Below are 18,357 nucleotides of genomic sequence, written 5' to 3' on the forward strand. Positions count from 1 at the left end.
TATTATATTATTATGCTCTATTATAATACTCGATGATTGCATCGTTTGCAAGTCTATCCGCATCTGCATTCTCTTCCCTCGGTATGTGTATATAACTTACGTTGAGGTTATTCCTTGCTATGATATCATCTATCTGCTTTACCATCTCTCGTAGATGAGCCTTCTTTACCTTATACTCCTTGCGCATCTGCTTAACAAGCAATCTACTATCCATCATCACTGTTATATCATTACCATACTCTGCTGCAATCTCTAACCCTTTCTTCAATGCTATATACTCTGCCATGTTATTGGTTGCTACACCTATATACTCCTTGTACTTCCTCAATACATTACCATTACAATCCTTTATTACAAGTCCTATTGCAGCATCCCCAGGGTTACCCTTGCTTGCACCATCAACATACAGGTATATGCTCACACTAGCAAGTCCATAACTCATCATATAACTTTTTAAGCATGAGAGGTGTATAATCTACATGGGAAGGAAGGGAAGAGAGATAGTAGGCTCTAGGATAGATGAGATAGTTGATGATTTGAAGGTTGCATACTGCAACGAACTCATGGCATTCCATTACTACTGGTATACATCACTATACATGCAAGGCATAGGCTCTCTAACTATAGCAGGGAAGTTCAAGGACTCTGCTATGGAGGAGTTGAATCACGCAGGTATGATAGCTGAGAGGCTCAACCAACTTGCTGCAATGGCCCCAACCTCGCCAGCAGATTGGGCTAACATGAGTATATTTGGTAATGTTGATCCAAGCAAGTATACAACGCTTAGAGATGCTATAGAGAAGGCATTAGAGATGGAGGGTCTTGCTATAGTGCATTACAATGAATTGATAAAGAAGGTTAAGGATGTTGATTATGCTACATACGATATACTTCAAGATATACTAGTGGAGGAGGTTAAAGAGGAGCAGGATCTAGAGGATATACTTGCTAGACTAGAGTTAAGGGAAGTTGAAGAGAGGGAAGAAGGTAAGGAGATAATAGAGCAGTTTTAGATATCAAGAGATTTATCATTTTTATTAATAACTATTTGTAACATGTTATATAGATGTATTATGAGATAGTTTTATTTATATACGATTCATGGTTAAGAAAGGTTGGTGAGGAATAGTAGTAATAGCAAGAGTGGTGTAGTAAGGATCAGCATATCCCTCCCATCTGATCTACTGGCTAGTTTCGAGAGAGTTAGCAAGAAGGCTGGCTTTACTGATAGATCGAAGGCTATACAGACAGCTATGAGGGCATTCATATCAGAGAATGAATGGCTCTCTGGAAATGAGTCTGGCAAGGGTGCTGGCTTGATAGAGCTCCTATACGATCCACATACTAGAAATATTGAGAAGGCTCTAACCCTTATACAACACAACTATAATCACATAGTTACCGCTAGCACGCATATGCACCTTGATGATGATAACTGCCTTGAGGCTATACTAGTAAGAGGAGATGCTAGGAGCATAAAGAGGCTTGTCAAGGAATTGGTAGAGAAGAAGGGAATAAAGAGCATAAAGGTGAACTTTGTTAAAGTAATATAATTAGGAAGCAAGTTGAGATGATGTTAACTAACTATTATGTTCATGAGGATCCCATTTATGCATGTGTTTATGCATTACCCTTCTGTGCAAGTGTTTATGATAGACTCTGTATAGAATTACTATTCCAAATACGCTAGCACTAAACAGTACTATAGTTGCGCCAGAAGCAGAATCAAAGAGGAAGCTTAGATACATACCTACAAATGCTGTTATAGCACCAATTACTGTAGATAGAATTAGCATCTTGATGAAGTTATTTGTTAATAGTCTAGCAGAGATGGCAGGAGCAACTATTGCTGCTGCAAGTAGTGTAACACCTATTGCATTCATTGTTGCTATTACAACTATAGCAAGGAGTATAGAGAATACAAAGTCTACAGCATCTGTCCTTACTCCATATACCTTTGCAGTCTCTCTATCAAATATTGTAAATAACATAATCTTGTTAAATAGTAGGAAGAATACAACTACTACGGTAGAGACTACTGCTATTACAATCATATCAAGATAGGTTATGCTGAGAATATTACCAAAGAGTAGTGCCTCAAAGTTCCTTGTGAAGCTCCTACTGCTACTTATTAGGAATACACCTATTGCAAATCCTGTTGTGCTTATAACACCTATAGCTGCATCTGCCCTAATCTTACCACTTCTACTAACTCTATTTATAGCAATACTTGAGATTAACCCCCATAGTAGTGCACCAATGTAGATATTGATATTAAGCATATGGCTTACTACAGCACCACCAAAGACTGCATGGGAGAGTCCATGTCCTATGTAACTCATACCCCTCAGCACTACATACACGCCTAGTAGACCATTTACTCCTCCTACAAGTATAGCAACTATAATACCCCTAATGAAGAACTCGTACTGAAATGGTTGGAGTAGTGTGTTGAGTTCGCTCATATACAATTCCTCCTATCATACTACTTAATAGAATCTATCAGACCATAAACTCTTAGCAGGTTATCCTTTGTAAGTATATCCTTAGCATATCCATCTGCCATTATACTCTTATTAAGGCATACTACTCTTGGAAGGTTCATTGCAACACCAATTATATCATGCGTACTGAGTATTATGGTTACCTTTGTCTTTCTATTCAGTTCATAAAGCATCATTAGTATATCATCTCTAGTGCTTGGATCTGCACCTGTTGTTGGCTCATCCAATAGCAGTAACTCTGGATCATGCACTATTGCTCTTGCAAGGAAGACCCTCTTCTGCTCTCCTCCAGAGAGTTCCCCTATCTGACTCTTCGCCTTACTACTCATACCAAGATCTTCAAGTACATTATACACCTTCTCTCTAACATTCCTGCTAGTATGCCATGGCATCACTCCTCTAGATCTATTCCATAGACCTAGTGCTACAACCTCCTCCACAGTTATAGGAAAGTCCAAGTCTATACCATCTACCTGTGGCATATAGCCTATAACAGGTCTATTACCTATTCCATCGCCAAACTCTATTGAACCAGACCATGGCTTGATGAGTCCTGCTATGATCTTGAGTAATGTACTCTTGCCAGAACCATTGGGGCCTAACAGACCTACTACCTCTCCTCTATTCACATCCAGATTTATCCTCTCAAGTACTGGTGCATGGGTATAGCCATAAGTGATATCCTTTATGCTTACTGCTACCACCCTACTATCATCTCTACCCATGTTCATAGACCTCAACCATTGCAAACATCTCTTGGATCTATACCATGTAGTGCATCAACATTACCGCCCAATGGTACTACTATGCTACGCATATTCTCAAGCATCATACCAATGTATGTATGCTCTTGCTCTCCTACTCTACCTGGGAGTACATCATCTGCTAGAGTCTCAACTATCTTAACATTTGCCTCTCTTGCTATCTGCTCTACTACCTTGCTTGGGAATACCTCTGATGCAAATATCGCTGGAACATTCTCTTCCCTTATCTGCTCTATTATCCTTGCAACCTCTTGAGGAGTAGGTTCGCCAAAGTCTGATGGCTGTACTGCTCCTATAACCTTCATCCCATAACGCTTAGCAAAGTATGCCCATGAGTCATGATATGTTAGTAACTTTCTATTCTCTACAGGGATGCTTTGCACTGCCCTCATTATACCTTCATCTAGCATCCTTAGCCTTGCTATATACTGCTCTGCATTCTTAGCATAGTATGATGCATTATCTGGATCCAACTCTATTAGTTTATCCCTTATTAGTTCAACGTACCTTATGACATATGCAACATTAAGCCAGAGATGTGGGTTTGGATCTCCCTTCTCTTTAGGGAATGAAAAGTCGAATATCCATTCTTCATGACTTATAGTGTTATCAGCAAGTTTGAGTAACTGTATCCTTGGATTATCTTCTTTCGCTGCATCTACTATCCTCTCAAATGATACCTCTAGGTTAAGACCATTTATGATTACCAGATCTGCACTCCTTATCCTTATAGCATCTGAAGGAGTAGGTTCAAATGTGTGTGAATCTACACCTTCTGGAACGATCCCTATCAGATCTACTTTCTCACATACAACATTCTTAACTATATTAGTTATAGGAGCTACAGATGTAATAATAACAAGTTTATTATTCCCATCATCAGAGATGGTTCTCCCACCATCAGGAATACCCATTGTACCTAGCACGATTAATATGGTGATCGTTAGTATACTTCCTGCAGCGAATAATGGTATTTCCATCTACGTGTTCTTCGATATGCAAGTATTAAAATTTTATCACCTAGTAATACTGAAAAGATGGAATCAGTCGACATCGACTGAGTATTACTAATCTGATACCAAGTAATACAAAATTAAAAGATAAGGATAATAAAGACAATCAGAGTACGCTTGCTTCCTATTCTATTGTGTGTCAATATAGATGCAGCAAGCATTACACTAACCAGTACTATAAGCACATAACTTAAACTCTGGCACCACATTGATCCAAAGATCACTCTAGCATCATCGTCATTTATCTCAAGCATAACTGTAACCATAAGCCAGATATAGTCTAGCCTAAATAGAGATGTAAGATACTTCTAGTGAATGTTAAGAAGTGTAGTGTAGACATACTAGCATGTCTGGTGAGGGATATGCTTATAAGTATAGGTGAGCATATGCAATGCATACTAGTAACTGATACACCAACAAATACCGCTAAATAACGCTTTTAGCCTCAGATTGGAGTTTCATAAGGAGGAGTTATAGTATGGAGGAGGTTGAGGCAATATGGTCTCTATAGCAGATATAACGTTTTATAGAGCAGGAGATTGGATTGTTCTAGTAGAGTTTGGTGATGGTGAGATTATATCCATAAAGGCAAGTGTTGCATTCAATGTTGTACCAGGAGGGGTCTTGGGAACAATAGCAATTATCACTATCACACTAGCAACTACAGTACTCTATCTTAGAAGGCGTATGGGCAATCATAAATGCCAGTAATACAATATTTTCTTCCTTCCATTATTTAATCATATGATGGTGGGTCAAAGATATTTAAACCCGTTGGGTTCAGAATCCTCTAAAATCCTTATAATTCTTGTATAAAGAATGGTATCAAAATTTACAATAAATTCAAGAAATTGATTATATAGGCTTTGCTGAAGTTAGAGACGGGATTGTCAAGATAACATTTATGCTTGCTATTCTAATTACTCTCATAAGTGAATTGGACTACCTTATTAGCCTAGAGAGTCTCATATATTCAAGAGGAATAAGGTACCTTTAGAGGATAAGGTTCTTGCTGCACTTATACACTATTCTGGCTTATCATTAAGGAGTATATCAAAATTGAATGTTATAGTACGAAGCTGTTAGGCAGTGGCATAATGCTTTGAAGAGCATATTGAAGTAGCCTGATAAGAAGTAGAGGAGGATTATTGCAGTGGATAAAAACAAGACAAAGCTTAATGGTGATAATGTCTATGTATCATGCTAGAGATATAGATGCGAGATACTTGCTCTAAGGGTATCATATACTAGAAGTATATTGGATGTAGATAGAGATATTCCTAAAGAAGATACTCAAATGCTGCGAGAATAAGCCATAACAGTATTTAGATATACAACCTAGATCAAGGGGATTATCATGATAGGTTGGTTGATTAGTGAGTAGTTCATCTTTAAGAGTAATACAAAGATGCTTACCTGCGGACTGACGAATATGGGATAGAGGTAAGATTAACACTTGATTCCCTCAACCACCCCTATCGTCTTCGATGGAGGGTAGTGTGTCTGCAAGTATTGCAGCCCCGCTCTTTCCAGCAATGCTGCATATTCTTTTTCTGTCCTCTCCCTCCCAGTAAGGGCGCACATCATATGTATATCAAACAGCTTTGAGAAATGGGGAGTTTCATGGCCAGGCACTACATGCTCGGCTATAAGAATTCGTCCACCTAGAGGGGATGCCTTATGGATGTTTGACAGAATCGCAACACATTCTTCGTCGTTCCAGTCATGCAAGATCATTTTCATGACGTATACGTCCGAGCGTGGAACTTCCTTAAACATATCACCTGCTATATAGATGCACCGGTCTGCCACACCCATCTTTTCAGCCCATAGCAGCTCCTTGTTGTTAATTGTGGATTCAAGCTCCAGCACAATGCCCTGCAAGTGCGGATGTTCACGGAGGATGCTGCAGATTAGGTGTCCGTGCCCACCGCCAATATCGCACAGACTCTTGATCCTAGTAAAGTCGTAGCCCTTCAGGGCTTCAAGCACCATCTTTGTAGTTCTGGCAGAGTAGCTGTCCATAGCATAATTGAACGCATCCCTGTACGCAGGGTTCTGTGACATATAGTCGAAAATCCTGAGGCCAAACTCGCGCACAAAACCATCCTGCCTACCATCTCTTATCATATCAGATAGATGCTTCCAGATTGCATAGTGCTCAGGACCTTCTTCCAGTAAGACAACTCCCCTTAGAGTCTCTGGGTGATCCTTTCGAACAAGTTCTCCCATGGATGTGATAGTAAATTTCTTGTCGCCCTCTTCATTCAGAAATCCTAGTGAAGCAAGAGCACGCAAAAGTCGATAAAGCAATGAAGCATCGAGGTTCAATTGCCGAGCTATTTCAGAGTAATGCTTTGGAGTTCTGTCTAGCGATTCAAAGATTCCAAGCTTTACGCCAGCGTACAGGATTTGACTCTTCCATCTGCCTAGTATAGTATCGACAACCTTTTCGTAGTCTGACATGATCAAGATACGCTTGTGAAGATAATAAAGCTTTGGTTGTTGGAAAATTTGTAACCCTTGATGGGACGCTTAGGTTAGAGCGGGTTCGGAGAGTTTTGAACCCAAATGGGAGTGGGCCCGAAGGGCTTCGATCCCTTGACCTACCGGTCTCCCAGTTCTCCTTCCTACACAGTCTAGCCTCATGCTTATGAGCCGGTCGCTCTTCCAGGCTAAGCATCCCGCCACGTTAAGTGGTTACGGGCCCACCTGCTAACAGGCAACCGGCTTTACTACATACTAACTTATATTATATATAATCTCTTTGGCTTATCATCAGCACTCTCTGCCTATATACCTCTCATACACAGCATCCAGCAACATGTTCTGTGCAGCCATGGACTCTACAGCACTAGCATGAAGTGCATCATGGTTATGCTCAGGCATATCTGCTATCATCCTCCTCCAAACATCTGCATGCCTAACATCAACTATGCTATGCACCTTATGGTACTCAGTAGCATCATCACTGCTCATATTGTAGTACTTGATCAGCCCCTCAAGCTTTGTACTGCTTATCTTTGGTAGTTCTGCTTCATATGCATACATTGCTGCTACCCCTGAAGGAGTAGATGTTAGTTCTAGAAGTTTATGTACTGCATCCTTTGTCTTGCTGCTAGCATTGTATGCGTAAAGATCTGCCTCGCTTATCCCAAGCGCCTTGACAAACCTTATCCATAGTGCAACATGCTCCCTCTCCTCCCTAAGGTTAACATCTATCTCCCCAGCATACTCTGTGCTAGCATAGTGCTGCATTATATTCTCAACCATCCTTGGCACATTTTGCACAAGGTAAAAGTACTCCAGCGCATACCCCTTAAGTGCTTCCATGCTTAACTTGCCTTCAGACCATAGTCTATAGAATGGGTGCTTCAAGAGGCTCATCCTCTCCATCTCAACGTCTATCCTCTTAACCATCTCTCTACCCATGGCTTAGCATCCCATAACCCCATAAAAAATCTTTGCTCTATCCATCAAAGATGGGTAAGGATTTTATTGTTATTAATACATGCTACTAGAGTGTGTGCTCCGGTGGTGTAGCCCGGTCAAGCATGGCGGCCTTTCGAGCCGCAGATCGCGGGTTCAAACCATGCTGCATATATGCATGGGAGAGTCCCGCCCGGAGCACTATAATTAATAATAAATATGGAACCTTATTATGATCTTTCTATTCTGTAATGTAATTAATCATATAATTGACCAACAATATTATATAATTTAGCACAGATTAAGGTTGAAAGACGTTAAACTATATATAGATAATCAAAACCATTACAAATGTGATGGTATGACGGTAAATAACCCTCTTACCCTACCATATCCTTGGTGGTATGAGATATATCAAAGGATAAAACTTGCCCCTTGGTGGTTCAGTTACAAGCTTGGAATAAGTAAGCAGGCATTACTACAGGATAAGATAATAGATCTTGCTGTTGATATAGGGCTTCAAGACCTCTGGGTTAAGAGTGTTATAAAATTTGCAATAACAGAGTTCTCAAAGAAGGGTTTGGGTCCAGATTACTATGGCTACCATAACATTGATCATGAACTTGAGGCTACATACTTTACATTACTTATAGCAGATACGCTTAGGAATAGGCTAAGTAAGGATGACCTCTACTACCTATTCTTTGCATCCCTCTTCCATGACTTTGATCCACTGAAGGACTTCGATAGACCCAATGAGGACTCTGTTGAGTGGTTCCTAAGGAACAACAAGAGGATAGTAAAGTTCGCTGAGTACGTTGATCTCAACCTAGATATAGTTATAGCGATGATATACAGAACAGCATTTCCATTCACTGGCAGTGTAAAGGAGCATGCATTGAATAGGATTGATGAGTTGTTTACAAGGGCTGGTATACCTAAGAACGATCGTAAAAGGGAGCATTACATGTGGCTTGGTTGGATAGTCTCTATAGCAGAGAGGGTTGCAGGATATGCGATGAAGGATTACAATGGGTGTATGGAGCTTGCAATGAAGAATGCCCATGCACTAGGCTGGCATCCCTCCATGATAAATAGAGAGGCTGTTAAGTACTTCAAAATAATGCTGGAGGATGAGAAGGATATGCTTGATCTCATCCTCTCAGCAGTACCAGCAGAGTACAGGGAGAGGTTCTACAATAACGTTAATTCATTCAAAGAAGCATATGCAAGAGAGTTGGAGATAAGGGAGATGATAAGACAGGGGCTCATAAGGTTCAACATTAAGGTTGAGAATAGTAATGGTGGTTATTGTTGTTCAGATTCATGCATAAACTCCCTCCTTAGATTACATAAACTACTACCACTTCCAATGCGTATTAGCGATGAGCAGTTCGTATCTACACTTAAGCGTAATGATACTTTGCTCATCACGTTGAGGAAGATTGTCAATGGCAATAATGATGATGATGCTAGCAATGATGATGGGGATAACATACTTGGCTACTCCAAAGGTGGACCTCTTGAACTATATAGGCTGAGAAGAGGTACTAGGGATGAGAATAAGGGTAAGAGGAATACCATATACCTTGAGCCAATAAGTATAGACTATCCATACTGGGGTGCAAATGGTGGCCATCTCCTACGTTACTCATTCATACTAGAGGCTAAGAGGAGAGGCTACAGATTCCTTACAGCATATGCTCATAGATCGGTTATAGAGGAGAGGATTGCAAAGGGTGAGCCTATAGAGGTTATATGCAAGTACGATCCAGATAGATTCGATTACTATAGATATGATCTCTCAAAGGTTGATGAGGGTTACCTTGCTAGGGAGATAGAGTATATGCTAAGAGATTCTGAAGGCTAAGGGGTTCTTGATCTGGAAGGGCTAGAGTGTGATGAACCTTCTACTACGGTTGTTACTGCCTTATCTTCTTCCACTACTCTTACTTCACCATTAGCGGTAGAATTAACTCCACCATCGTAATTGTTACTGCCATCAGTCTTACCATCACCATTACCATTACCATTACTGTTAACACCATTTGCACCCACCTCACCAGCCTGAACAGATTGATTGTATGTAGTAGTACTACCGTTACTGTTACTCTTACTACCATCCATACTCTCAGCATTGCTATTGCTATGCTCCTGCATGCTAGACTGCAACTCTCTTGGTAGTGTAGAGAATACATCACTTGCTGGCACAGATGCTTGAGCAAATGATATCAGTGGAGCAGGATATACTCCAAACCCAACCATGAATGCTAGAGCAAATGCAAGTACTGCAAGTATAAGCCTAGGCTCCCTTACCTTGAGCATACCCACACTACCATACACATAACTCTGGTTCAATGCTGGGATAGAAGTAGGCTCATCGAAGTACATACGCCTTATCACCCATGCATAGTAGCCTAGAGATAGTGCGCTGTTTAATATACCTGCTATTGCAAGGTATGGGGCCCATGATACTGTAGAACCAGCATTAACAGCAGCAGCAAAGAGTATGAACTTGCTCCAGAACCCGTTCAATGGCGGTACTCCAGCAAGTGCTAGCAGTGATACAGCCATTACTAGAGATGTTATTGGCATCCTACGTCCTATACCTCTATACTGGTCTATGTTCATAGTGCCTATGACCAGTGCTATACCAGCAGCAGCAATGAATGCTGAGGACTTCATTACAGCATGGTTCATAACATGTAAGAGTGTACCTTGCATTGCAAGATCTGAGTATGGAGCAAGGCTCAATCCTATAAGCATGTAACCTGCCTGGGATATGCTTGAATATGCAAGTATCCTAGTCATACTCCTTTGCGTTAGAGCAGCAAGGTTACCTATGGTCATTGTGAGTACTGCTATAACAGCAAGCATCAGACTCCACTCAACGTTGAATACAAGCATTCCAAATATCACTGCCTTGAATGCTGCTGCAAACCCAGCCTTCTTTGTTGCTGCTGAGAGGAGTGCGCTTATTGGTGTTGGTGCACCCTCATACGTATCAGGGATCCACATATGGAATGGGACTAGAGCCATCTTGAACCCAAAGCCTGCTATGAGTAATGCTAATGCTATTAATGCCAATGGCCCCAATCCTTTATCTATGTTGATGAGTGACTGTATAACTACTGCTATGTTGGTTGAGCCAGTTATGCCATAGATGAGAGATGCAGCATATATGAGTATGCCAGATGCAAGTGCACCAAACAGGAAGTATTTGATCGCTGCCTCGTTTGTCAATGGATCCCTCTTCCTGTAGGCTGCAAGGACATAGGTAGGGATGCTCATCAACTCCCATGCAACTATAAGCATAAGCAGATCTGTAGAGTATGCTAGTATGACCATGCCTATAGATGAGAGTAGGATGAGGGAGTAGTAAGGTCCTGGGTTTGGTACCCTACGCATATATTCAACTGATGAGACTACAGTGCTTACTGCAACTATTAGCATAGCTATGCTGAAGAATGAACCAAACATATCATCTGCCATAACCTGATCTGTAAACGTTATGCCTAGAGGTATAGAGCCAGATGCTATCCTAGCAAGTATAACTGCTATGGAGAGGATTAGTGCGCCAAAGGCTATGCTACCATGCACCTTATGGCTCATATCCCTCCTCCTGAATGTATCAAGCAATGGAAGGACTAGACCTGTAACCCCAAGGATTATGGTAATTATGACTGGTGTAGAGTAAAGATCTACCACCATGATGCTATACCACCACCTATACAAACACAATAGCTACTACTATTACTACTACTACCATTACTAACATAGCCAATACCAACGGCACCTTGCTTACTACAACCATACAAATCTCTACCTCCATGCATAGTTGAGTGCGTATACTTGCTCATCATCCCCATCCTAATCATGACCCTTAGCATGCTCATTATCATCATACTTATAGCCCTAGCCATCACAACCATAACCATAACCATAATCACCATAATAATAACAATAACAGCCACCATCATTATGCACCACTCCCTGCTATGACTAGCAGTAGTACGAATATAATCCCAACTGCAAATGCGTATATGTATGTTTGAACAACACCAGTCTGCATATACCTTACAACCTTTGACCACCATGCCATTGCAAACTGGAATGCTGGATTTATACCATCTATAACAATCATCTCAAAGTATCTCCATGTTAGCCTAGATGCTAACAGTGGTGCTATAACGAATGCCCAGTAGTAGATGCTGTTAACATACCATCTATTCTCTAAGAACCTGTATACTGCATATGCTACTGCACTCCTTGCTACAACCTCTGGACTTACTGCTCTCCTTATGTAGAATATGTAGCCAAGACCAGAGCCTATACCAAATGCTATCACAGATGATGCTACCGCTTCAGGATTAATGGCAACCTCTCCATGACTCTCTATACCATATGAGTTGAGTAGGAAGATAGAGAAGAGTTCATGGAGTTGCCCTTCTACAAATGGTCCTGCTACACCTATTGCTATAGTAAGCCCAGCAAGTATGCCGAATGGTACCCACATAACAGCACTAACATCATGGAGTTTATGCCCATGATGCTCCAACTCCTGCAAGTGCTTGCTCTTCTCCCCAAACATCACCATACCTACCATCCTTATGGTGTAGAATGCAGTCATCACTGCTGTAAGGAATGCCATCCAGAAGAGTACTGGAGCATAAATGTAATGGGATTCTAGTAGTGATGCAAATATTGCATCTTTGCTCCAGAAGCCTGATGTTATTATTGGTGCACCAGCAAGGGAGAGTGCACCTGCAAGCATGAATATATAGGTTCTTCTAGCATGCTTCCTCAACCCTCCCATATCATCCATGAACCTACTCTCTGCTATATGCAGTATACCTCCAGCAGCCATGAATAGCGATGCCTTGAACATAGCATGGCTTGCAAGATGGAAGAGCCCTGCTGTATAACCATTTATGAACTCTGCTGATAGACCTGCTATGCCTAATGCTAGTAGCATGTAGCCTATCTGAGAGCCTGTTGAGTATGCTAGAACCTTCTTTATCTCCTTGTTCACTATTGCTTGGGATGCAAGCATGAATGCTGTTATTGCCCCAACCCATGTAACAACCTCAAAGAATACTCCAACATCCATACTTGCTACAGCAAAGAACAATGGACCTAGCCTTGCTACGAGGAATACCCCTGCCTTAACCATGGTTGCTGCATGTATGAGTGCTGAGACTGATGTTGGACCAGTCATAGCCTCAAGGAGCCATTCATGTAGTGGGAACTGTGCAGATTTGCCTATTGCCCCTACAAATATCAGTACTGCAGCAGGTACAAGTAAGCCATTTGACTGCATCACATGTGCCCATTCTGTATCCTCAAGGAGTAACTTGTACTCGAATGTGCCAGCATGTATGAAGATGAGGAACATACCAGCAAGCATTGCAGCATCCCCCGCCCTAGTCATGAGGAATGCCTTCATACCAGCATGCGATGGTGATGTGTACTGTGCTATACCCCATGCATGGTGACCTATCCTACCAACGTAATCCTTTACCCTATCCTTGTACCAGAAGCCTATTAGCGCATAGGATGCAAGGCCAACACCCTCCCAGCCGAAGAAGAGCATGAGTAGGTTATCAGATAACACTATCAACTGCATACTTCCTATGAAGAAGTTCATGAAGAACCAGTATCTAACCAGATTAGGATCGCCCTTCATGTAGCCTATGCTGTATACCATGATGAGGAAGGATATCCATGCTACCAGGTTGCTCATAATTATGCTTAGGGTATCTGCTATAACACCAGCCCTTATGCCTAGATCTGGTATCCAGGTGTACTGGCTATGTACCTCATCCCCTGCAAGTGCTATGGGGATGAGTGTTGATGCTAGTATTGCACTTGCAAGTGAGAATGCTGCTGGTGCTGTATCCCTAACTCTACTACCAATCCTTCCAAACAACGGGCTTAACATTGCACCTATCATAGGAAGTACCCATACAAGCCATATGTTGAGTGCTAGAGCATCAAACTCTGGATTATGGATGAACCTATCAGCACTCTCCTCTACTGCCCCTGCTGCAAGCACTATTATGCTTATGATCATGCTTAGATCTACCATCATCTCTCCATCTTCACCCCATCCTATTCATGCTAGTACTCATAACCCCATCACATCCACCTTCTCCTATCATCATATCATAACCCTCCTCCAAACAATGCCTTCATGAATGGTACTATGATCGAGGTAAACATATCTGGATATATGCCTATCACTATGGTTAGTACTGCAAGGAACATCATTGGTGCAGTCATGTACATAGAGCCTTCCCTAACATGCTCCATACCTTCCCTACTTCCATAGAATATACGCTTGTACATCCAGAGTATGTATGCTGCTGTAAGCACAGTTGCTGCCATTGCTAGGGCAAATGCTACTACCCTTACAAGGGAGCCATGCTCTACACTAACAGCGCTCTCAAGCACACCAAGGAATAGCATCCACTCTGCCATGAACCCATTTGTTGGTGGTATGCCCATTATTGCCAACCCTCCTATCATTGCTGTAACTGCGGTTATTGGCATCCTCCCTGCTAGCCCACCAAGTCTGGCAAGGCTCCTAGTCCCTGCCTGCATTATAAGCATCCCAGCCATCATGAAGAGCAGTGCCTTACCAGTACCATGGCTAACATATAGCATCACAGCACCAGTAGAACCTATAACGCTTAGGGATGAGATGCCAAAGAGGAAGTAGCCCATCTGGCTTATGCTGGAGTATGCTAGAACCCTCTTCACATCATCCTGCATTAGTGCCATTGCTCCTCCATATATCATGGTAACAAGCCCTCCAAGGTTCAACCATATAGAGATATCTGCATAGGTGCTTGGAAGCAACTGCATTACAAGCCTTGCCAGTGCATACCCTCCTATTCCTATCATAGCTGGGGATAAGAGTGCGCTTATAGGAGTTGGTGCTTCAGCATGGGCATATGGCAGCCATATATGCACTGGGAATATCGCTAACTTTACTACAAGCCCTATAACTATGGCTCCTGCTATGAATGGTAGCAGACCTTTATCTATCATAGCCTCATCTATGGAAGAGATATCGAAACTGTTGGAAGATAGACCCATGGCTATGAGTCCTATCAAGAGTACTACAGCACCAACATGCGTCCAGAAGAGGTACATGAGTGCTATCCTCTTCCTTGCACCATAGCCATACAAGGCTACCAGGAAGAATGATGGTACAAGCATCAACTCAAAGAATATGTAGAACTGTACAAGGTTGGTAGCAAGTACAGTTCCAAGCATACCCATGGCAAATGCAAGGTACAATGCATAGTATATGCCCATGTTGGTGTTGATATACTCTACTGGCACCTCCACAACTGCTCTAACTGGTGCACCCCCAGCATTTGCATGTTCATGTTCGTACTGTTCAACTATCTTGTGAACCATGTATGGCTTTGAGTAGAGCACCAGCACTGTTGAGAGTATGTATATTATTAAAGCGAATGGTATGCTCAACCCATCAAGGAGTAATCCAAACTCACCCAACTGGCTCCATGGATAGTGCTCCTCATACCTTCCCTGCATAGAGGCTAGGAGTAGCATGAGTGTAGAGTACAGCATTATTGCAAAGGTGAACCATGTTGATGCGTTTACCCCATACCTCCTGCCTATGTAGTAGGCTAGGGGTGATAGTAGAAGTGGTATGAAGACAGCCTGCAATAGGTAGTACATTACCCGCTTAGCCTCTTCAACCCCTTGATATCTATGTTCCTATATATTCTATATGCAACTATTATCAGCGCTAACCCAACCGCAACCTCTGCTGCTGCTATTGCTATTGAGAATAGTGCGAATGTCTGTCCTGTTGAATTTGGAACTGGCATTAGCCTAGAGAATGCTACAAGGTTTAGATTTGCAGCGTTAATGATTATCTCTACAGCAAAGATCATCCTTATAAAGTTCCTCTTCACAGTAAGTCCATAGATGCCTATTGCAAGGAGTATTATTGAGACTATGGTATAATCTAGTATCTCTGCCATACACTCTTCCTCCTCCTTCTCCTTCTCTCCTCCTCCCTCTCCCTCTCCATCATCATCCTTCTTCCCTCATACACTTTCAAAACACTGGTATTGACTTCATATCTAACTGTTGCTGTTACCATCTGCCAATTCACCCCTCTCCTCTCTTGCTTACTTACTCTTCCCTTCCCATTCCTGCTCCCCTACCCTATTCTCCTCCTCACTACCAACACCCTCTGCACTCTCCTCTCCCTCTGCCTCTCTCTCTACACCTCCTCCTTCCCTCTCCTTACCCCTCTCAACCTTTGCAAGCACCAATGCACCTATTACAGATGCTGCAAGTGTCAATGCCAATGCTATGAATGCTGGAGAGTAGTATGTGAGCATCTCCTCCCCTATCTGTATTAGGGTTGGAGCATTCTCAGATGCTTGCCATCTTGCTATGCTTGAGCCTGCAAGTAGAGCACCAACGAGCCCTATAACTGCTAATGCCACAACCGCACCCATAACCCTCCTCCTTCCTCCCTCATCAAGCTTAAGCCATGATTCTCTTCTAACAAGCATTATCGTGAAGATTATGAGTACTACAACTGCACCAACGTAAACTGTTATCTGGAACATTGCAACGAATGCAGCATCTAGGAGCACAAAGAACATTGCAATGCCTAGGAGTGTGATTGCAAGGGCTATTGCACCGTATATCAACTCCCTGAACTCGAGTGCTATTATGGCTGATGCAATTGTTATGGCAGATACTGCTATGAAGTAGGGATCACTCATCATGATATGCACCCAACTCATCTATCTTTATCTCGTATGTGCCTTGGTACTTTGGCTTCACAGCAAGCTGGTCTGGTGTGTATATTAGATGCTCCTTAGTGTATGCTGCTAACTCATAATCATCTGTCATAAACAATGCATAGAATGGACAGGCATCAACGCAGAGCCCACAGAAGACACACTTCCCATAGTCTATCTGGGGCATTATACCCTTCTTGTTCTGCTTGTACTGCTTATCAACCTTAACCATGCTTATTGCTTCTGCTATACCTTCACATGCTATTGAGCAGAGTTGGCAGCCAGTACACTTGTCATGGTAGAGGATGTGTCTGCCTCTATACCCTACAATCCCAACACCATCTTTTGGATCGAATTGATAGCCATCACCAACGAACTTCAACTTCTGCTCTGGATAACGTAGGGTGAACCTCTTTATTGCTAGATGCTTGCTACCAGATGCCAGTGCCCTTAGCATACCTGAGACCGAACCCATTAATCCATCACCACCATACTACTATCACCATCACCATCACTAACTACTGCTAACCTTGTTGGCATCTGAACCAACGCTAACGATATCAGCATCATAATTATCAACCTCAAGGATCAACACCTACAACACCATGTAGAGTAGTGCTACTGCTATAAATACATTGATGAATGCCAATGCTATCAACTTAGACCATCCTGCCCTTAGCAGCACATCTATCTTCACCCTCGGATTTATACCCCTTATAATTATCATGAATAATGCTACACCAAGTGTCTTGATGGTGAACCAGAACATGCCACTAACCTCACTACTGCTGAGCACTTGCACATTGAAGACTTCTATGCTAGGAAGGAACTCTGGCCCTATCCACCCACCAAGGAAGAGCGTTGTGAAGAGTGCTGATAATGCATACATCTTTATGTAGTTTGCTAGCTGGATTAGCCCATATGCCATGCCAGAGTACTCAGTCAACCATCCAGCAACTATCTCACTCTCAGCCTCTGGGAGATCAAATGGTATCCTCTCAAGCTCTGCTAAAGCAGTTACAAAGAATACAAATGCCCCTATAGGCACAAGCAGTATGAACCAGTATGCATACTGAGCCTCAACTATGCCTGTTAGGCTTAGCGTTGATGCAAGTATAACTATTGGGAGTACTGCAAGTATCAATGGTATCTCATATGAGATCAACTGGTATAGTGCCCTTAGCCCTCCAATGAATGGGTACTTGCTGTTGCTAGCATAGGATGCTAGAAGAACTGTTAGGGGGAAGAAGCCTAGAAGTGCAAAGACTGCCAGAAGGCTCACATCAATATCTGCTATCACCCATCCTGGTGCTACAGGGATTAGTGCTATGAGTCCTGCTGCTGCTATGACAAGAACTGCAGGTGCAGCCCAGAATATTGGTTTATCTGCGCCAGATGGTACTATTATCTCCTTGCCCAGTAACTTGAGTAGATCTGCTATAAGTTGGAGGAACCCTCCAAGGGAGTTTGCCCACCAGAACGCCTCTCTACCAGCATGGTAAGGCCCTACCCTCAACTGCATCTTTGCAAGGGTCTTCCTCTCAGCAAATATGAGGACTGTAGCGAAGAGAGCAGCAAAGGTGAACCCTGGGAATACTGCTATCCTGAAGAATAGGCTCTCTATCGTTGGTCTTATCAATGGTGCGCCAACCTGAGGGTTGATCAGCATAGTTAGCAGTAGATATGGGTTTACCTCAACCCCATTTATGACTGGAGGAGGGACATAGAAGAGCACTATGAATATTATAGGAAGTACTATGAGCGAGACTATCATGAGTATCCAGAAGAGCAACCAGAGCACGCTCTTTACAAAGTTTGAGAATGTGAACTCGCTAACTGTAGCCATCAC

General features: G+C 42.3%; 19 protein-coding genes and 2 tRNA genes. 5 read left to right on the plus strand and 16 right to left on the minus strand.

Annotated elements, in window-relative coordinates; translation table 11 throughout:
- Window positions 1-10: 10 nt before the first annotated feature.
- Window positions 11-445 carry a ribonuclease HI family protein gene (locus CRG89_RS07830; RefSeq protein ID WP_103287703.1) on the minus strand — a complete coding sequence of 145 codons (435 nt, stop codon included), beginning with the start codon at window positions 443-445 and terminating at the stop codon, window positions 11-13.
- Between the two features lie 34 nt (window positions 446-479).
- Between CRG89_RS07830 and CRG89_RS07835 the strand changes: the two genes are divergently transcribed.
- Both CRG89_RS07835 and nikR read left to right on the plus strand, forming a co-directional pair.
- Window positions 480-1,013 carry a ferritin-like domain-containing protein gene (locus CRG89_RS07835; RefSeq protein WP_103287704.1) on the plus strand — a complete coding sequence of 178 codons (534 nt, stop codon included), beginning with the start codon at window positions 480-482 and terminating at the stop codon, window positions 1,011-1,013.
- A gap of 105 nt (window positions 1,014-1,118) precedes the next feature.
- A complete protein-coding gene (gene nikR, locus CRG89_RS07840; protein WP_158648791.1) occupies window positions 1,119-1,553 on the plus strand; it encodes a nickel-responsive transcriptional regulator NikR in 435 nt (144 codons plus the stop codon).
- A 27-nt stretch (window positions 1,554-1,580) separates the two neighbouring features.
- On the opposite strand, the gene CRG89_RS07845 is transcribed toward nikR, so the two are convergent.
- The 3 genes from CRG89_RS07845 to CRG89_RS07855 are packed head-to-tail and all read right to left on the minus strand — an operon-like array spanning window position 1,581 to window position 4,248.
- Window positions 1,581-2,465, minus strand: a complete 885-nt coding sequence (locus CRG89_RS07845) for a metal ABC transporter permease (RefSeq protein WP_103287706.1) — start codon at window positions 2,463-2,465, stop codon at window positions 1,581-1,583.
- A gap of 20 nt (window positions 2,466-2,485) precedes the next feature.
- Window positions 2,486-3,235: a metal ABC transporter ATP-binding protein gene (locus CRG89_RS07850; RefSeq protein WP_103287707.1), complete on the minus strand. Its 750-nt coding sequence runs from the start codon at window positions 3,233-3,235 to the stop codon at window positions 2,486-2,488.
- A gap of 5 nt (window positions 3,236-3,240) precedes the next feature.
- Window positions 3,241-4,248, minus strand: a complete 1,008-nt coding sequence (locus CRG89_RS07855; RefSeq protein WP_217349407.1) for a metal ABC transporter substrate-binding protein — start codon at window positions 4,246-4,248, stop codon at window positions 3,241-3,243.
- A gap of 531 nt (window positions 4,249-4,779) precedes the next feature.
- Between CRG89_RS07855 and CRG89_RS07865 the strand changes: the two genes are divergently transcribed.
- Window positions 4,780-4,992: a hypothetical protein gene (locus tag CRG89_RS07865; protein WP_103287709.1), complete on the plus strand. Its 213-nt coding sequence runs from the start codon at window positions 4,780-4,782 to the stop codon at window positions 4,990-4,992.
- 738 nt (window positions 4,993-5,730) lie between these two features.
- Here the strand turns inward: CRG89_RS07865 and CRG89_RS07870 are convergent.
- The 3 genes from CRG89_RS07870 to CRG89_RS07880 all read right to left on the minus strand — a co-directional run bounded on the left by CRG89_RS07870 (window position 5,731) and on the right by CRG89_RS07880 (window position 7,713).
- On the minus strand, window positions 5,731-6,747 hold the full coding sequence (locus CRG89_RS07870; RefSeq protein WP_197706670.1) for a methyltransferase: 1,017 nt from the start codon (window positions 6,745-6,747) through the stop codon (window positions 5,731-5,733).
- 112 nt (window positions 6,748-6,859) lie between these two features.
- Window positions 6,860-6,991 (minus strand) — tRNA-Ile (locus CRG89_RS07875).
- Between the two features lie 68 nt (window positions 6,992-7,059).
- Window positions 7,060-7,713, minus strand: coding sequence for an iron-containing redox enzyme family protein (locus CRG89_RS07880; protein ID WP_103287710.1), 654 nt, complete (start codon window positions 7,711-7,713; stop codon window positions 7,060-7,062).
- Between the two features lie 96 nt (window positions 7,714-7,809).
- Here CRG89_RS07880 and CRG89_RS07885 point away from each other — a divergent pair.
- Both CRG89_RS07885 and CRG89_RS07890 read left to right on the plus strand, forming a co-directional pair.
- Window positions 7,810-7,911: transfer RNA gene (locus CRG89_RS07885), tRNA-Glu, on the plus strand.
- A 160-nt stretch (window positions 7,912-8,071) separates the two neighbouring features.
- On the plus strand, window positions 8,072-9,580 hold the full coding sequence (locus CRG89_RS07890) for a hypothetical protein (RefSeq protein ID WP_103287711.1): 1,509 nt from the start codon (window positions 8,072-8,074) through the stop codon (window positions 9,578-9,580).
- Here the strand turns inward: CRG89_RS07890 and CRG89_RS07895 are convergent.
- The 9 genes from CRG89_RS07895 to CRG89_RS07930 form a co-directional block, all read right to left on the minus strand.
- Window positions 9,577-11,418: a proton-conducting transporter transmembrane domain-containing protein gene (locus CRG89_RS07895; protein ID WP_103287994.1), complete on the minus strand. Its 1,842-nt coding sequence runs from the start codon at window positions 11,416-11,418 to the stop codon at window positions 9,577-9,579. The genes CRG89_RS07890 and CRG89_RS07895 overlap by 4 nt on opposite strands.
- On the minus strand, window positions 11,412-11,648 hold the full coding sequence (locus CRG89_RS07900) for a hypothetical protein (RefSeq protein WP_148695108.1): 237 nt from the start codon (window positions 11,646-11,648) through the stop codon (window positions 11,412-11,414). The genes CRG89_RS07895 and CRG89_RS07900 overlap by 7 nt, the downstream gene beginning before the upstream one ends.
- A gap of 41 nt (window positions 11,649-11,689) precedes the next feature.
- A complete protein-coding gene (locus CRG89_RS07905; protein ID WP_342747494.1) occupies window positions 11,690-13,663 on the minus strand; it encodes an NADH-quinone oxidoreductase subunit 5 family protein in 1,974 nt (657 codons plus the stop codon).
- A gap of 212 nt (window positions 13,664-13,875) precedes the next feature.
- Window positions 13,876-15,423: a complex I subunit 4 family protein gene (locus CRG89_RS07910; RefSeq protein ID WP_103287713.1), complete on the minus strand. Its 1,548-nt coding sequence runs from the start codon at window positions 15,421-15,423 to the stop codon at window positions 13,876-13,878.
- Window positions 15,423-15,731, minus strand: coding sequence for an NADH-quinone oxidoreductase subunit NuoK (gene nuoK / locus CRG89_RS07915; RefSeq protein WP_103287714.1), 309 nt, complete (start codon window positions 15,729-15,731; stop codon window positions 15,423-15,425). Before nuoK ends, CRG89_RS07910 begins: the two co-directional genes overlap by 1 nt.
- Complete coding sequence (locus CRG89_RS08870; RefSeq protein WP_158648792.1) at window positions 15,716-15,853, minus strand: hypothetical protein; 138 nt, start codon at window positions 15,851-15,853, stop codon at window positions 15,716-15,718. The genes nuoK and CRG89_RS08870 overlap by 16 nt, the downstream gene beginning before the upstream one ends.
- 28 nt (window positions 15,854-15,881) lie before the next feature.
- A complete protein-coding gene (locus CRG89_RS07920) occupies window positions 15,882-16,490 on the minus strand; it encodes an NADH-quinone oxidoreductase subunit J family protein (RefSeq protein WP_103287715.1) in 609 nt (202 codons plus the stop codon).
- Window positions 16,483-16,983 carry a NuoI/complex I 23 kDa subunit family protein gene (locus CRG89_RS07925; RefSeq protein ID WP_103287716.1) on the minus strand — a complete coding sequence of 167 codons (501 nt, stop codon included), beginning with the start codon at window positions 16,981-16,983 and terminating at the stop codon, window positions 16,483-16,485. The genes CRG89_RS07920 and CRG89_RS07925 overlap by 8 nt, the downstream gene beginning before the upstream one ends.
- 120 nt (window positions 16,984-17,103) lie before the next feature.
- Window positions 17,104-18,354, minus strand: coding sequence for a complex I subunit 1/NuoH family protein (locus CRG89_RS07930; protein WP_103287717.1), 1,251 nt, complete (start codon window positions 18,352-18,354; stop codon window positions 17,104-17,106).
- Window positions 18,355-18,357 lie beyond the last annotated feature (3 nt).

This window comes from Candidatus Nitrosocaldus islandicus, from assembly GCF_002906215.1.
Lineage (GTDB): Archaea > Thermoproteota > Nitrososphaeria > Nitrososphaerales > Nitrosocaldaceae > Nitrosocaldus > Nitrosocaldus cavascurensis.

Bases quoted from the DNA above. Each gene is read 5' to 3' on its own strand.
- CRG89_RS07830 (WP_103287703.1), bottom strand. From the start codon at position 445: ATGATGAGTTATGGACTTGCTAGTGTGAGCATATACCTGTATGTTGAT.
- CRG89_RS07835 (WP_103287704.1), top strand. From the start codon at position 480: ATGGGAAGGAAGGGAAGAGAGATAGTAGGCTCTAGGATAGATGAGATA.
- CRG89_RS07845 (WP_103287706.1), bottom strand. From the start codon at position 2,465: ATGAGCGAACTCAACACACTACTCCAACCATTTCAGTACGAGTTCTTC.
- CRG89_RS07850 (WP_103287707.1), bottom strand. From the start codon at position 3,235: ATGAACATGGGTAGAGATGATAGTAGGGTGGTAGCAGTAAGCATAAAG.
- CRG89_RS07855 (WP_217349407.1), bottom strand. From the start codon at position 4,248: ATGGAAATACCATTATTCGCTGCAGGAAGTATACTAACGATCACCATA.
- CRG89_RS07865 (WP_103287709.1), top strand. From the start codon at position 4,780: ATGGTCTCTATAGCAGATATAACGTTTTATAGAGCAGGAGATTGGATT.
- CRG89_RS07870 (WP_197706670.1), bottom strand. From the start codon at position 6,747: ATGTCAGACTACGAAAAGGTTGTCGATACTATACTAGGCAGATGGAAG.
- CRG89_RS07880 (WP_103287710.1), bottom strand. From the start codon at position 7,713: ATGGGTAGAGAGATGGTTAAGAGGATAGACGTTGAGATGGAGAGGATG.
- CRG89_RS07890 (WP_103287711.1), top strand. From the start codon at position 8,072: ATGACGGTAAATAACCCTCTTACCCTACCATATCCTTGGTGGTATGAG.
- CRG89_RS07900 (WP_148695108.1), bottom strand. From the start codon at position 11,648: ATGGTTATGGTTGTGATGGCTAGGGCTATAAGTATGATGATAATGAGC.
- CRG89_RS07905 (WP_342747494.1), bottom strand. From the start codon at position 13,663: ATGATAGGTGCAATGTTAAGCCCGTTGTTTGGAAGGATTGGTAGTAGA.
- CRG89_RS07910 (WP_103287713.1), bottom strand. From the start codon at position 15,423: ATGTACTACCTATTGCAGGCTGTCTTCATACCACTTCTACTATCACCC.
- nuoK (WP_103287714.1), bottom strand. From the start codon at position 15,731: ATGGCAGAGATACTAGATTATACCATAGTCTCAATAATACTCCTTGCA.
- CRG89_RS08870 (WP_158648792.1), bottom strand. From the start codon at position 15,853: ATGGTAACAGCAACAGTTAGATATGAAGTCAATACCAGTGTTTTGAAA.
- CRG89_RS07920 (WP_103287715.1), bottom strand. From the start codon at position 16,490: ATGAGTGATCCCTACTTCATAGCAGTATCTGCCATAACAATTGCATCA.
- CRG89_RS07925 (WP_103287716.1), bottom strand. From the start codon at position 16,983: ATGGGTTCGGTCTCAGGTATGCTAAGGGCACTGGCATCTGGTAGCAAG.
- CRG89_RS07930 (WP_103287717.1), bottom strand. From the start codon at position 18,354: ATGGCTACAGTTAGCGAGTTCACATTCTCAAACTTTGTAAAGAGCGTG.